At 76.3% G+C, this 15,859-nt stretch carries 4 protein-coding genes; 3 read left to right on the top strand and 1 reads right to left on the bottom strand.

Annotation, left to right across the window (positions count from 1 at the left end; translation table 11 throughout):
• Positions 1-97 precede the first annotated feature (97 nt).
• On the bottom strand, positions 98-964 hold the full coding sequence (locus ACFWPT_RS07390; protein WP_380480256.1) for an LLM class flavin-dependent oxidoreductase: 867 nt from the start codon (positions 962-964) through the stop codon (positions 98-100).
• A 781-nt stretch (positions 965-1,745) separates the two neighbouring features.
• Between ACFWPT_RS07390 and ACFWPT_RS07385 the strand changes: the two genes are divergently transcribed.
• Genes ACFWPT_RS07385 through ACFWPT_RS07375 form a run of 3 tightly spaced genes read left to right on the top strand, consistent with a single transcriptional unit; the run spans position 1,746 to position 15,813 of the window.
• Positions 1,746-8,219, top strand: a complete 6,474-nt coding sequence (locus tag ACFWPT_RS07385) for an amino acid adenylation domain-containing protein (protein WP_380480254.1) — start codon at positions 1,746-1,748, stop codon at positions 8,217-8,219.
• Positions 8,216-11,206 (top strand): type I polyketide synthase, encoded by a 2,991-nt coding sequence (locus tag ACFWPT_RS07380; protein ID WP_380480252.1) that lies wholly within the window; start codon positions 8,216-8,218, stop codon positions 11,204-11,206. Before ACFWPT_RS07385 ends, ACFWPT_RS07380 begins: the two co-directional genes overlap by 4 nt.
• The gene (locus tag ACFWPT_RS07375; RefSeq protein ID WP_380480250.1) at positions 11,203-15,813 is read left to right on the top strand and encodes an amino acid adenylation domain-containing protein; all 4,611 of its coding nucleotides are present in this window, start codon (positions 11,203-11,205) and stop codon (positions 15,811-15,813) included. Before ACFWPT_RS07380 ends, ACFWPT_RS07375 begins: the two co-directional genes overlap by 4 nt.
• Positions 15,814-15,859: the final 46 nt, after the last annotated feature.

Here is a 15,859-nt window from a genome sequence, read left to right as displayed (position 1 = left end):
CGACTGCGGACGTGATGGCGGACCCGTGACAGGGCCCGCCACCGGTGAAGCGCCGCTTCGGCGAGGGAGAACCGGGAGCCGCGCAGCCGCGGACGTGCTAGCCGAACGACGTGGTGACGGTGTGGTGGAGCCGGGCGATCTCGGCTTCCCAGTCGGGGACCGCGCGGGCGGGGACCAGGATGACGTGTTCGACGCCGACGTCCGCGAACTCGGCCAGGCGCTCGCGCAACGCCCGGTCGCCGCCGACGGCATAGACGTCGCGGCTGGTGCAGCCCTGCTTGTGGGCCGAGACCTCGGCGTCCAGCTCGCGCCGGAGCTCGGGGGTGTCGATGGCGGGCGGCACGTAGACGAGCTGCACCGCGCGGGTGATGTGCTCGGTGCGGCCGAGGCGCTGCTGCTCCTCGTCCAGGACCTTCAGGCGCCGGCGGTACTCGGCGGGGGTGATGAACGCGGGGACCCAGCCGTCCGCGAGGGCCGCGACGCGCCGTACGGTCCTCTCCCGGCCTCCGCCCAGCCAGACGGGCGGCACCCCGGCCGGGCCGCTGCCGCTGGACTCCCCGGCGGACTCCCCGACGAGGCGGCGGAGACGGCGCAGGATGTCCTCCAGGGCGGCGGCCGCCTCGGCGGGGTCCCGGATGAGGGCCTCGCGGGGGCCGCCGATGCCGAGCTGGGCGACGAACCGGCCGTTGGACCGCCGGTACAGGTCGGTCAGTTCGCGGACCACGGCGGAGGGTTCCAGGCCGGCGGCGACCAGGACGTGCGGACCGAACACCAGGGCGGACGTCCGGTGGGCCACTTCCCGTGCCAGCTCGAGCGGCGGGGGCATGTCGTCCCCGTTGTTGTTGTAGAACCAGAACGAATCGAATCCGTACTGCTCCACCGCTTCGAGCAATTTCCACAAGTGGTCCCGCTTCACGTCATGGCGCAACGAGGTACCGAAACAGAAGCCGAATTGCAGACCCATGAGACCTCCCTGTCGAGATATTGCCTGCGGGGCACGGCCGCCTGCCGGGCAGGCGGTCGATGAATTGGCGAGAGCCAGCTGAATACCGACTTCAGGTCCGTGATCCACAGGATTTCCCGCTCCTGCCGGACCCTTTCGAACCGTGTCGAAATAAGGGGTGTCCGCTCGTCGCACGCACTCGATGACGCGGATCCGGTGCACCTTCGCCTGGAACGTACCACAGGGGTCAAGCCTTCGAGAAGTACGCCAATCCTGGCCCGAGACTGTTTTACCGAGCCATATAACATCCTTTAACCAACCTTCGCAAGGTCCACAGGTTTCACCCAAATCAACGGTGCGATTCGCCCCAAAGTGCACCCTGGCACCGGCCCCGAGGCGGCAGGAGCGCCGGCGGAAGCGCCGGATCCGGTGTCGGGAGAGGCGGACGCAGCCCTATGTCCAGAAAGTCGCCCTCCCCGCACCTGCGAGAATAAGACATTCCGTTTGGTCGTTCTTGAAAAATTCCCAGGGCACATACAGACTCGTTTCGTGAACGGACCCCGGCATGCCGGAGGTCCGACCCGGGGCACCGATCCCCGAGGGCGCCGACCGCACCTTCAGGTACGCGCCCCCGGTTCCCCTCTCAATTCGCCGTCACCGGCATCCGCCCACTCACGGGCGAACTCTTCGAGTTTTCAGAGCCCCATGCCCGGATGGCCGCACAGCGACATTCTTTCTCTCGACACCCCGCACTCGGACCACCGGCCGAGTGCCGCCAGCACGTACGGAAGGGGCAACCGAAGTGAACAGGAGCGACCTGGTTTCGGATTCGGGTCCGGCATCGGATGCCGAATTCGCATTCCCGCTCTCGGCCCCGGAGTTCGGTATCTGGCTCACCTGTCGGGACCAGCCGGAGTCCTTCAACATCCACCGCGTCTGGGAACTGCGCGGGCAGCTCGACGAGCAGGCCCTGAAGGGCGCCGTCGAGGAGACCGTCGCCCAACACCCCGTGTTCGCCCGCCGGCTCGTCGACGAGGACGGCGTGCCCTCCTGGGTTCCCGGCGCGCCGCAGCCGCGATGGACCACGGTGGACACGGCCGCGGTGGACACGGCCGCGACGGCCGACGCCGCGCCCTGGGCGCCCGTCGGGCGCCACCGGTTCGACCTGAGACGAGACTGCCCCGTCCGCGTCGACCTGTTCCGGCACCGACCGGACCACCACGTGCTCTCCCTCCTGGTGCACCACATCGCGTGCGACGGGGCGTCGCTGGAGAACCTGCTGGCGGACATCGGTGCCGCGTACGACGCCCGCACCACCGGCGGGCCCCCCTTCACACCGGAACCGGCCCCGGCACCGCCCACGGCAGCGGCAGCGGCCCCGCCCACGGCACCTGGCCCGCCCGCGCCGGCGGAACCCTCCCGCTTCTGGCCCCTCGAACTGGCGGACGCCCAGTGGCCGGAGGCCCTGCCACGCACCCCGGGCCCCCGGACGGCCGAAGCCGACGTCCTGGTGCTCCCGCTGCCCCCGGACGAGGCCGACGCGGTGCGCGCGGCGGCCCGCCGCCTGCGCGTCACCCCGTACCTCATGGGACTCGCCGCCCTCTACGCGGCGTTCGCCACGCAGGGCAACGCCCCCGACGTCATGGTCGCCACGCCCTTCGCCTCCCGGACACCGGCCACCGTGTCGCTGGTCGGCTGCTTCGCGCGGATGGTCCCGCTGCGGCAGCGGTGGCCCTCGGGAGCCTTCGGCGCCGAGCTCTGCGACGGTGTGCGGCGGACCGTCGCCGAGGCGCTGTCCCACGCCCACGAGCCGATCCACGAGAGCGCGGACCTCTTCGACGCCGCGGCGCCCGGACTCACCGTCAGTTTCCAGCTGCGGGACCCCCTCCCGGGGCCGGCACTCGGCGGGCTCACCGTCCGCGCGATGGAAGCGGTGCGTGAGCCCGCGGCGGCACCCGTCGCAGGCGCACCGGAGGCGCCCGGAGCGACTGAAGCGACTGAACCCCCAGGGAGCCCTGAAGTCCCCGATGCCCTCGAAGCTCCCGGAGCCGCTCCCCCCGCCGAGCACCCCGGCGCGATGATCGGCCTCACTCGCTTCGACCTCGAATTCGACCTCTGCTTACGGGCGGACGACGCCTCGGTGACGGTGACGCGCCGGATGCGCGGCGGCACGACCAACGCGGCCGCCGCCGAACTGCTCGCCGTCTACCGCCGGGTCCTGCTCGCCCTCGCCCGCGACCCCGGGGCACCGCTGCCCCGATCGACGAGCGCGGCGACGCCGTCCCTGATCATCGCGCCGGCCGATCCGTCGGAGCACGCGCAGCCCCTCATGGAGCGGTTCGACGCCTGGGTGCGCACACAGCCCCGGCGGCCCGCGGTGCGGTGCGGCGACGACCTCCTCACCTTCGCCGGCCTGGACCGCGAGGTCGCCCGGCTCGCCGCCGCCCTGCACCGCCACGGCGCGGGCCCGGGCACCGCGGTAGGCGTCCTGCGCGAGCGGGGCGTCGCCCTGGTCGCGTCCGTGCTGGCGGCGTGGCGGGTGCGGGCCCACGTCGTCGCCCTCGACCCCTCCCAGCCCGACTCCCGTCTCGCGTACGTCGTGGCGGACACCGGCACCCGTCTCGTGCTGTGCGATCCCGCGTCGCGCCACCGGCTCGACGCGTCGCTCACGATCGTCGACGAGGCCCCGGACACCGAGGACGCGCACGACGAGACCCCGGACACCGAAGACGCCCGCCCCCACGATCTGGCGTACGTCCTGCACACCTCGGGCACCACCGGCCGCCCCAAGGGCGTCATGGTCGAGCACCGGGGCCTCGCCGTCCTCGTCGACGCGCAGCCGGCCGGAGCCGGGGCCGCCCGGGTCGGCGTCACCGCCGCCATCTCCTTCGACGTCTTCTTCCAGCAGCTCCTCTACCTCTTCCGGGGCAGCTGCCTGGTAGTGGCCGACCAGGCCACGTACCGCGATCCGCAGGCGCTGGTGGAGTGGGTCGAGCGCAACGACGTGCGCCTGCTCAGCACCTCGCCGTCGATGTTCGCCGCCATGCGCCCTTTCGGCGTCGAGGAGATGTTCCAACGCACCGGCCTGGAGCTGGACTTCGGGGGCGAGGCGGTCGACGCCACGACCTGGCACAGGCTGCGCGAGCTGGGTGTGAGGGGGTCCAACGGCTACGGTCCGACCGAGGTCACGATCCAGACCACGTGGTGCGGTTTCGACGAGTACGGGACCCCCAGCATCGGCCGGCCCCTCGACGGCACCTCGGCCTACGTCCTGGGCGCCGACCTCCGCCCCGTGCCGGTCGGTTCCCGCGGCGAGCTGTATCTCGCGGGGCCGCTGGTCACCCGCGGCTACCTCAACGCGCCCGCTCTCACGGCCGAGCGCTATCTCCCGGACCCCTTCGCCCCGGCACCCGGCGCCCGGATGTACCGCACGGGGGACCGCGTCACCCTCGGTGCCGACGGACACCTGATCTACCACGGCCGGACCGACCACCAGCTGAAGGTGCGCGGCCAGCGGGTCGACCCGTACGAGGTGGAGGAGGTGCTGCGCGCCGCGCCGGGCGTCCAGGACGCCTACGTGGCCCGCCGGGGCCCGACCGGGACGGCGGGGCTCCTCGCCTGGGTCACCCTCCGCCGCCCCGGGCCGGTTCCGGTGCCGGGGGAGCTGCGCGGCCTCGCGGCCCGGCGGCTGGCGCCCGCCGCGGTGCCCGCGCACATCGAGGTCGTCGACGCGTTCCCGCTCACGCTCAGCGGAAAGGTCGACGAGCGTGCCCTGCCCGTGCCCGCGCCCGTGCGGCCGTCGGACGGCGGCGCGGACCCCGTCGTCCGGCTCTGGGCCCTGACGCTCGGCCGCCCGCCCGCCTCGAACGGGGACAACTTCTTCTCCTGCGGCGGGAGTTCACTGGACGCGGCCCGGCTCGTCGCCGAGGTCAACCAGGAGTGCGGGGTGCGCGTCGACCTCGCCTCGTTCTTCGGCGACCCCACACCGGAAGGGCTGCGGCACCTGATCGCGCGGGCCGCGCCCGCCGGCGGCGAGGGCCCGTCCACGGCTGCGCCCGCCGGTCTGTCGGCCGCCCAGCGGCGGCTGTGGCTGCTGCACCGGGCGGAGCCGGACAGCCATGAGTTCACCGTGTACTGGGCGCTGCGGCTGAGCGGTCCGCTGGATCCCGCGCGCCTGCAGTCGGCCTGGCACGACGTGCTCACCGCCCACCCCGAGACGCGGCTGCGGGTCATCGACGACGACGTGGCCCCCGGGCGCGGGCAGTGGCCCCTCACAGCGTTCACCGTGAGCGTGCGGGACGTCCCCGGTCACGCCCTGGCGGAGCACCTGCGGCGCGTGGCCCACCGGCCCTTCGACCTGTTCGAGGAGCCCTTGGTCGAGCTGCGGGTGCTCAGGACCGGCGCCGAGGACCACGTACTGGTCTTCGTCGGCCACCACCTCGTGCTCGACCGCCGCTCCACGGAGCTGATCACCGAGCAGCTGCTGAGCCGGCTGGCCGGCGGCCCGGCGCTCCCGCCCGCCCCGGCGGGCGCCGTCCCCGGGCCGTCGCCCGCCGAGGCCGAACGGCTGCGCCGGTTCTGGGCCGAGGAGCTCGCCGGCGTCTCCGCGCACTCACCGGTCGCCCTCGGCGGGCCTCGGCCGGGCCCGCACCGGCGCACCGCGGCGACGGTCGGCGTCCCGCTGGACGCGGCGCAGTGGCGGCGCGTGACGGAGGCGGCGCGGACTCACCGCACCACGGCCCTCGTCCTCGTCCTGTCGGCGTTCGCGGTCACGGCCGACCGGTACGGCGCGGCGGGCGACGTCCTGGTCGGTACCACCATGGACGTCCGACCGCCCGGCTTCAGCGAGACCGTCGGCCTCTTCGTCAACCCCGTCCCGGTACGGCTGCGCCCCCGCCCCGGCGGCACCGCCGGCGAGGCGGTCGCCCAGGCGCACGCGGCCCTCCTGCGGGCGCACGCGCACCGCGCGCACCCCTTCGACGAACTCGTCCGGGAGCTCGGTCTGCGGGCCGATCCGGGGCAGGCCCCCCTGTTCCAGGTGCTGGTCGACCATGAGCAGCCGGCCACGGCGACGGCCGCGCCGCCCGGCGTCCGCGCCCGCCCGGTGGAGATCCCGGCGGCCATCGCGAAGTACGACGTCGAGATCCTGCTCCGGGAGACCCCTGACGGCGCCCGGCTGGACGTGCTCCACCGCACCGACCGGTGGACGACGGACCAGGCCTGGCAGCTGGCCGAGCGGATCCGCGGGGTGCTGCTCGCGCTGGCCGCCGAGCCCTCCGCGCCGGCCGCGCTCCCCGTGGCGCTGGACCCGGGGCGTCTCCCCCTGGAGTGGGGGCGGGGCCCGGAGCCGTTCGCGCCGGTGGTCCCGGTGAGCGAGCTCGTCGCCCGGATCGCCCGGGAGGCACCGGAGCGGACCGCCGTGGTCGCCGGGGGCGAGCAGCTCACGTACGGGCGGCTGCGGGCCGACGCCCTGGACCTCGCCGCCCGGCTGACGGCCCGGCTGACCGCCCGGGGCGCGGGCCGGGGCGCCCGGGTGGCGGTGCTGACCGAGCGGTCCGCGGGCCTGATGACCGCGCTGCTCGGCGTGCACTTCGCCGGTGCCGCGTACGTCCCGCTCGATCCCCGGCACCCCGACTCCCGCATGGCGGCGTGCCTGGCCGACTGCGGGGCCTCCGCCGTCGTCACCGACGCGGCCATGGCCGGGCGGGCGGCGTCGTTCGGGCTGCCGCTGGTCCCGCTGCTCCCGCTGTCCTCGGCGGCCGAGCCGGGGACCGACCTGCGGGCTGACCGGAGCGCCGAGCCGGCGGCCGACCGAAGCGCCGAGCCCACCGTCCCCCTCCCGCCCGGACCGCACGACCCCGCGTACGTCATCTACACCTCCGGGACGACCGGGCGGCCGAAGGGCGTGGTGATCGAGCACGGCACGCTGGCCGCCTCCACGGCCGCCCGCCGCACCGTCTATCCGGGGCGGCCGGTCTTCCTGCTGCTCTCGCCCGCGGCGTTCGACTCGGCCGCGGCCGGCATCTGGGGGACGCTGTCGGCCGGTGGCCGCCTGGTCGTCGCGAGCGACGACGAGGTCCGCGACCCCGAGGCCCTGGTCGCCCTGATCGCCCGGCACCAGGTCGCCCGGCTGCTGTGCGTGCCCTCGCTCCACGCCCTGCTGCTCACCGCCGCCGACCGGGCCGGCCCCGACGCGGTGCGGAGCCTGCGCGAGGTCGTCACGGCCGGGGAGCCGCTCCCGGACGAGCTGCTGCGGCGCCACTTCGCCGTCCTGCCCCGGGTGGCGCTGGTCAACGAGTACGGCCCCACCGAGGCCACCGTCTGGGCGAGCTACCGCCGCTACCACGGGCCGGAGGCCGTCGACATCGGCGGCCCGGTGCCCGGCTACCGCCTCTACGTCCTGGACCACGCCCTGCGCCCCGTCCCCCCGGGGGTCGACGGCGAACTGTACGTCGGCGGCGCGGGCGTGGGCCGGGGGTACGTCGGCCGGCCCGCCGAGACGGCCGGCGCCTTCCTGCCCGACCCGTTCGGCGGCGAGCCGGGGGCCCGGATGTACCGCACGGGCGACCGGGTGCGGTGGCGGGCGCCGGAGGCGCTCGCCTTCGTCGGCCGGCTGGACCACCAGATCAAGGTCCGGGGCCACCGGGTGCAGCCCGCCGAGGTGGAGGCGGCGCTGCGCGGCGCCGAGGGCGTCCGGGAGGCGGCCGTGGTCGCCGACGGCGGCGCGCGCCTCGTCGGCTTCGTCACCGGCGGCGGGCGGCCGGAGGCCATCCGGCGCGAAGTCGCCGAGCTGCTGCCGGAGTTCATGGTCCCCGCCGTGGTCCACGGGCTGGAGCGGCTGCCCGTCACCCCCAACGGCAAGGTCGACCGGCGGGCCCTGGAGCAGGAGGCGGCCCGGCGCCGGGCCTCGGCGCTCGCCCGGCCCGCCGGGGACGTGTCGCCCGGGCACGCGGCGGTCACCGCGGCGTGGCGGGAGGTCCTGGGCGTCGTCGACGTTCCCGGCGACGTCAACTTCTTCGACCTCGGGGGGCATTCGCTGCTGGTGCCGGCGCTCCAGGAGGCCTTGCACCGGCACACCGGCGTCCGGCTGCCGATCCTCGACCTCTTCCGCCACAGCACCGTCGCCGACCTCGCGGCCCGACTGGCGCGCAGCACGACGGCCGCGCCGCCCGCCCCCGGGGCGGAACCACCGCCCTCAGCCGGGTCGTCCCGTCGCCGACGCGGCGACGCGGCCCGTACGCTCCGCGACCGCCGCGCCCAGGAGGCCGACCGATGAACCGCGACCGTTCCCTCGACATCGCCGTCACCGGCATGACGGGGCGCTTCCCCGGAGCGGCCGATCTGGCACAGCTGTGGCAGGCCCTGCGCGACGGGCGGGTGCTGACCCGGCGCCTGAGCCGGGAGGAGCTGGCGGCCCGTGGCGTCCCCGCGTCCCTCGCCGACGATCCGGCCTACGTCCCCGTCCACGGGCCGCTCGACGATGCCGACCGCTTCGACCACGAGTTCTTCGGCGTCAGCCCCCGCGAGGCCGGGCTGACGGACCCGCAGCACCGCCTGCTGCTGGAGTGCGCCTGGGCCGCCCTGGAGGACGCCGGCCACAGCGTCACGGCCGGCGACGGGCTGCGGACGGCGGTGTACGCGGCCGCCAGCGGCAGCGGCCATCTGCGGGCCCTCCTGGCCTCCGGCTCGCTGGCGCCCCCGGAGTTCGAGGAGGCGCTCCTCGTCAACGAACGCGACTTCCTCGCGACGCGCATCGCCTACAAACTGGGGCTGACCGGGCCCGCGCTCACCGTCCTCACGGCCTGCTCCTCCTCGCTCGTCGCGGCCCACCTGGCCGTCCAGGCGCTGAACAACGGGGAGTGCGACCAGGCCCTGGTGCTCGCCGCGTCGGCCAACGCCCCCCAGGCGGGGCACCTGCCGATGGCCGGCGGAGTGATGTCGCTCAGCGGGCACTGCCGCCCCTTCGACGCCTCGGCGGACGGCACCCTCGGCGGCTCGGGGGCGCTGGGCGTCGTCCTGCGCCGCCACGAGGACGTGGCGGGCGGCCCGCTCCCCCTGCACGGAGTGCTGCTGGGCTCCGCCGTCAACAACGACGGCACCGCCAAGGCGGGCTTCCTCGCGCCGTCGGCGGCGGGCCAGGAGCAGGCGATCCGCGCCGCGCTCGCCGCCGCCGACGTCGACGCCGCGTCCGTCGGCTACCTGGAGAGCCACGGCACCGGCACCCGCGTCGGCGACCCCATCGAGTGGTCCGCCGCCTCGGCGGTGTACCGGTCACTGGGTGCCGCTCCCGGCAGCATCCCGGTCGGCGCGCTCAAGGCGACCATCGGCCACCTCGACGCCGCCGCCGGACTCGCCGGGCTGGTGAAGGCACTGCTGGTGCTCCGGCACGGGTACGTGCCCGCGCTTCCCGGGCTGAGCCAGGCCAATCCGCTGCTGGAACGGGAGGACTCGCCGCTGTCCCTGCCCACCGAGGCCGGGCCGTGGCGGGGCCCGCAGCCGCGCCGGGCCGCGGTGAGCTCGTTCGGCGTGGGCGGGACCAACGTGCACATGCTGGTGGAGCAGCCGCCGGAGCCGGCCGCCGCGCCGCCCGCCCCGCCGACCGGGCGGGAACGGCTGGTGGTGCTCTCCGCGAAGGACCCGCGGGCCCTCGCCCGCATGCGGGAGCGGCTCGCCGCGCACCTGGAGGACGCCGAAGCCGCCCCCTCGCTGGCGGACGTCGGCCGGACCCTCGCCCGGCGGGCGGAACTCCCGTACCGCTCCTCGGCGGTGGGCGCGAGCGTGGCCGAGGTCGTGGCGGCGCTGCGGGCCCCGGCCGAGCCGGCGCCGGAACCCGCCACGCACCCCGCCCCGGCGCTGCTGCTCTTCCCGGGGCAGGGGACGCAGTTCCCCGGCATGGCGGCGCCCTTCGCCGCCGCCCTGCCCCCGTTCGCCGACGCGCTGGACGCCTGCCTGGCCGCCTTCTCCCCCGGGCTCGCCCGCGAGGTCGACGAGGCGCTGCACGACGCCTCCTTCCCCGCCGAACGGCTCGCCCGGACGGCGCTCGCCCAGCCCGCGCTCTTCGCCGTCGAGTACGCCGCCGGGACGGCGCTGCTCGCCCTGGGCCTGGTGCCCTGCGCGCTGCTCGGGCACAGCCTGGGGGAGATCACGGCGGCGACCCTGGCCGGCGCCCTCGCCCTCGACACCGCGGCCCGCCTGGTGGCACGCCGGGCCCTGCTGATGCAGGACTGCGCCCCGGGCGCGATGGTCTCCCTGGCCTGCGGCGAGGCCGAGGCCCGGGCCCTGCTGGCCGAGACCGGCGCCGAGCTGGGCATCGCGGCGGTCAACGCCGCCACCAGCACCGTGCTCGCCGGGCCCCCCGCGGCGGTGGCGGCCTTCCGGGAGCGGATCGGCGGCCGGTACGCGGCCAAGGTGCTGCGGTCGTCCCGCGCCTTCCACTCCCCGCTGATCGAACCGGCGGCCGAGGCGCTGCGGGGCACACCGGCGGCCGCCGAGGTGCGCCCCGCCGTCCTGCCGTGGATCGAGAACACGGAGGGGCAGCTGCTGCCCGAGGGCTCGCTCACCGACCCCGGCCACTTCGCCCGGGCCGCCCGCCGGCCGGTGCGCTTCGCGGACGCGCTGGCGACGGCCCGGGCGAAGTTCCCCGACGCCGTCGCGGTCGAGGTGGGGCCCGGCCGGGTGCTGAGCGGCTTCGCGGAAGCCGCCGGGCTGCCCGCGATCCCGCTGCTGGGCTCCTCGCCGCCGGCCCCCGCCGCGCACGCGCACGCCCCGGCCGCTTCCACCGCCCGCCCGGTGCTGGCGGCGATCGGCCGGCTGTGGTGCTCCGGCCTCCCCCTGGACCTCTCCCCGCTCCAGGCGCCGGGGCGCTCCGTCCCGCTGCCGACCTATCCGTTCCACGGCCCGCGCCACCCGGTGCCGGCCGCCCCGGCGCCCGGAGCACCGCCCGGACCACCGCCCGGACCACCCGCCCGGGCGGCCGTCGCCGACGCGGCCGAGCCCGTCGCGGACACCCCCGTCGCGATCCTCCGCGCTCTGTGGGCCGAACAGCTGGGGGTGACCGACGTGCCCGACACGGCCGACTTCTTCCAGCTCGGCGGTGACTCGCTCACCGTGGCCCGGCTGGCGCGCGGGATGAGCCGCCGGTTCGGCGTCGACGTCCCCGTCGGCGAGCTGTTGCGGGCCCGGTCCATCGGGCTCCAGTACGCGCTGGTCGAGCGGTTGATCGCCCAGCAGATCCTCGACGAGGCCGGGGAGGAGCTCGGATGACCGCCTCGCCCCTCGACCGGCTCACCCCCGGGCAGCGCGCCGAACTGGCCGCCCGGCTCCAGGGGCGCAGCCCCGCGGCCGTGCCACCGGCGGCTTCCGTACCGGCACCGGCCCCTTCGGAACCGGCGCTCCCGTCCCGCCCGGAGGCCGCGGCCGGCAGCCATCCCCTCTCCGTCACCCAGTACCGGATGTGGCTCGCCGAGCAGGCGTCCCCCGCCGCGTCGGCGGCCTACACCGTGCCCCTGGCCCTCCAGCTCGCGGGCCCGCTGGACATCGACCGGCTCCGCGTATGCCTGGACGCCCTCGCCGCCCGCCATCTGGCCCTGCGAACCCGTTTCGGCCAGGAGAACGGGGTGCCCCGGCAGCGCTTCGACCTGCCCGCCCGCATCCCGCTGGAGGTGCGGCAGCTGCCCTCGGGAGCGCCGGAGCGGGACCGGGCACTCGACGCCGAGGCGGCGCGCCCGTTCCGCCTGGACCGGCCCCCGTACGTCCGCGCCGTCCTGCTGGCCCAGGGGCCGCAGCAGCACACCCTCCTCCTGACCTTCCACCACGCCGTCTGCGACGGATGGTCGTTGGGGGTGCTGATCGACGACCTGCTGGACGCGTACGCCGCCGGGGACGGCCCCGGTTCCGCCCGCCCCGCGCCGGGCGCCCAGCACCTCGACTACGTCCGCTGGGAGCAGTCGCCGGACGGACGGGCCGCGCTCGCCGCCCACGCCGCCCACTGGGCCCGCTCCAGCGGCCGCGCCGACGACGGAGCCGACGACGGGGCCGACGACGGGGCCGAACTCCCCTTCGCCGTCGACCCGACCACCACGGAGCACGCCACAGCACAGCACGCCGCCCGGATGCCGCACACCGAGCTGGCGCTGCCCCCGGACCTCACCCGGCAGGTCCACGCGTTCGCCCGGCGGCACGCCTGCACGGCACACGCGGTGTGGCTCGCCGCGTTCGCGGCCACCTGGAGCGCGGTCACCGGCACCCGGACGGCCTCCGTGAGCGTTCCCACCGCCAACCGGGCGGCGGAGCGCTACGACCTCACCGTGGGCGCCTTCGTCTCCGCGATGCCCCTCGCCCTGCCCCTGCCCCCCGCGCTGGGCTTCGCCGCGCTGGCCCGGCGGACCGGCGAGCAGCTCCTGACCGGCTCACAGCACCCGACCCTCCCCCTGACCTCCGACGACACCGCCGTGCCCGTACCCGCCGCCGCCTTCGTCCTGACCCACGAGGACAACCGGCCGCGCCCGGCCGGCCCCCTCACGGTCACCCCCCTGCCGGTGCGCGTCCAGGGCGACCAGGGCGCGCTGACCGTGCAGCTCACGGAACACGCCGACACCGCCGTCGTCCGGCTGACCGGCTCCCCGCAGCACTACACCGACGCGGCCCTCGCCCGGCTCGGGCGGGCCTACCGACGCTGCCTCGCCTCCGTCCTCGCCGCCCCCGACGCGCCGCTGGCCGCCCTGGACGCACGCGACCCGGCCGAGCGCGCGACCATCGCGGCCGCCTCGACGGCGCCGCCCGCGGCCGGGGCCCGCCTGCCCTACGACGCCTTCGCGGACTGGGCGCGGCGCACCCCCGAGGCGTTCGCCGTCCGGGACGCCGCCGACGGCCACCTCACCTACCGGGCACTGCACGAGCGCACCGAGCGCGCGGCGGCCCACCTCGCCCTGGCCGGGGTCGGCCCCGGCTCGGCGGTGGCCCTGGACGTGCCGGCGGGCGCCGACTATCCGACGCTGGCCCTGGCGGTCTGGCGGCTCGGCGGCTGGATCATCGCGCTGCGCCCCGACGACCCCGCGGAACGCCGCCGCGCCCTGCTGCGCAGCGCCCGGGCGGACTTCCTCGTCCGCACGGCCGACGGCCCCGGGCACGACGCCGACGGCCCCGATGCCAACGAGGACCGCACCGACGGGGACCACGCCACCGAGGACCGTGCCACCGGGCACGACGCCGACGGCGGCCCGCCGGGGAGGGCCCTGCGGACGATCCGGCTCCCCCGAGGGGGCGCGCGGGAGCTCCCTGCCACCGGCACGGCGGTGCCGCCCGTGGCCCGCACGGGCCCGCAGGACCTGGCCTACGCGGTGTTCACCTCCGGCACGACCGGTACGCCCAAGTGCGTCCCGGTGCCGCTGGGGGCGCTGGCCAACGAACTCGCCTGGCGCCGCGAGGCGATCGGCCTCGCCGCCCCCGACCGGGTGCTCCAGACCATTCCCCTGGTCTTCGACCCGTCGCTGTGGCAGTGCTTCGGACCGCTGGTCGCCGGGGCCGGCGTGGTCTTCCCCGGCGTCGACCTCGGGGCGCATCCGGCCGCCCTCGTGGAGGCAGCCCTTGAGCACTGCGCGACCGTGGTCGACGTCGTCCCGTCCCTGCTCGCGGCCCTGGACGACGAGGATCTGCGCCGGCTGCCGGCCCGGGTCGTCTTCTGCGGCGGGGAGGCGCTGCCCTCGGCGCAGGCCGACCGCTACCTGCGTGTCGGCCGCGGTGAACTGCGCAACCAGTACGGGCCGTCCGAGACCTGCATCGACGCCACCTCGTACCGGTGCACGGCGGGGGCCGAGGGCGGCACCGCCCCCGTGGGCCACCCCGTCTCCGGCGTGCGCCTGCACATCCTCGACGGCGCGCTGCGTCCGGTGCCGATCGGGGTCACCGGCGAGCTGTACATCGGCGGCACCGGGGTGGCACGAGGCTACCGGGACCGTCCGGCCGAAACGGCGGCCCGGTTCCTGCCCGACCCGGCCGGTCCCCCGGGCTCGCGGATGTACCGCACCGGGGACCGGGTGCGGTGGAACGCCGACGGGAGCGTGCAGTTCGTCGGCCGCAGCGACAACCAGGTCAAGGTGCGCGGCCACCGGGTGGAGCTGGAGGAGGTGGACCGGCACGTCGTGGACGCGCCGGGGGTGCGGGAGGCGGCGACCGTCGTCGTCGGGGAACGCGTCAGCCGCCTGGTGGGCTTCGTCACCGGCGAGCCCGCCCCGGACCCGGCGGCGGTGCGCGCCCATCTGGCCCGTACCCTCCCGCCGTACATGGTGCCCGGCGAGATCCGGGTGCTCCCGCGGCTGCCGGTGACCGCCAACGGCAAGGCGGACCGCCGCGCGCTGCTGGCCATGGTGCGCTCCGCGCGCACGGCGGACGGCCCCGCCGCCGCCCACGACCGGGTGGCCGCCGCCGTGGTGGAGGCGTTCGCGGCGGCGCTCGACCGGCCGTCGGCCACCCTGGACGACCATCTCTACGACCTCGGCGGCGCGTCGCTGGGGGCCGCCCGGATCGCCTCCGTGCTGAGCCGGCGCCTCGGGGTGGAGGTCCCCGTGCGCACCGTCCTGACGCATCCGCTGGCCGTCGAACTCGCCACCGAGGTCAGGACGTTGCTCGCCGCCGCGCGGCCGCTTCCCGCCGACGGCGCCGGAGCCGACGCGTCCCAGACGCCCGAACAGCTCCTGGTGGCCCAGCAGGAACGGGCCCTCGGACACCCCGCTCCCCCGATTCCGCTGCTGCTCAGGCTCGATGCCCCCGTGGATCCGCAGGACGTGGAGCGGGCGGTCCGCGCACTGGTCGCCCGGCACGAGGCCCTACAACCGACAGCCCCGCAGGCGACACCGGGGGCCGCCGGAACGGGACAGCACGACGCGTGGCAGCCCTGCCCCGTGGCCCCGCTGCCGGACCGGCCCGCCCTGGTCCACTGGGACACCGCACTGGTCGAGCGGCCGCTGCCCGCAGGATCACCGGGGCTGGAGGTCGTCCTGCTGACCGGGGAGGACGGCACCGTCCGGCACCTGCTGCTGAGGCTCGCCCGCCACCGGGGCGACGGCGCCTCCGTGGGCATCCTCGCCGACGAGCTCCTCGCCCTGCTCGCCGGACGCGACCTGCCCCGACCGGCCCCGCGCTACAGCGACTACGCCCGCGCCAGGGCCGTCCGCCGCACGGCCCGGCGCGCCGAGCTGGAACGGTACTGGCGCACCAGCCTGGGCCCGGTCGCCCCGGACCCGTTCGCCGAGCGCCGCACCGGCCCGAGGACCTTCCGCAACCACGGGGTGCGGAAGGTCCTCCCCGCCGACGCGTACGCACGCCTCCAGCAGGCAGGCCGGACGGCGGGGACGACCACCACGGCCGCCTTCCTCGACCTGCTCGGCCGGATCGTCTCCCGGATGTCGGGCGGCACGTCCACGGTGATCGGCATGCCGGTCTCCCACCGCTCGGCGGCCACCGAGGAATCGCTCGTCGGCCGCGCCGTCGACCTGCTGCCGGTGGTGCTCGGCGCCACCGGGGCCGGCCACGCCCACCGGGCGCTGCTGTCCGCCCTGGACCACGCCGACCTGCCGCTGCTGCACATCGCCGAGCTCGCCGATCCGGTCGACCCCGCGGTCCGGCCGCCGGTCTGCGCGGCCGGGCTGGTCGTCCACGGGCCGGAGGAGAACCCGGCCGTGGTGCCGGACGACCTGCCCCACGACACCGTGCCCGAGCACTGGGCGGACCTCGACCTCGTCCTCCACGTGCAACCGGCCCGCTCGGGAGGGTGTTCGGTGCTCCTGACCGGAGCCGTCGGCCTCTTCCCGCAGGCCGAGCTGCGCGGGCACCTCGCCCGGTCCCTGGCGGAGCTCGAACCCGACCAGAGCTGAGCTACGCCCCAGCCGCACCTCCCGCGCGGTGCGCCCGTCGCGCCCG

The sequence above is a fragment of the Kitasatospora sp. NPDC058478 genome (assembly GCF_042720345.1).
Classification (GTDB): Bacteria; Actinomycetota; Actinomycetes; order Streptomycetales; family Streptomycetaceae; genus Kitasatospora.
The sequence above is the reverse complement of the archived record's forward strand: the minus strand, read 5'-3'. Positions and strand labels throughout refer to the sequence as shown.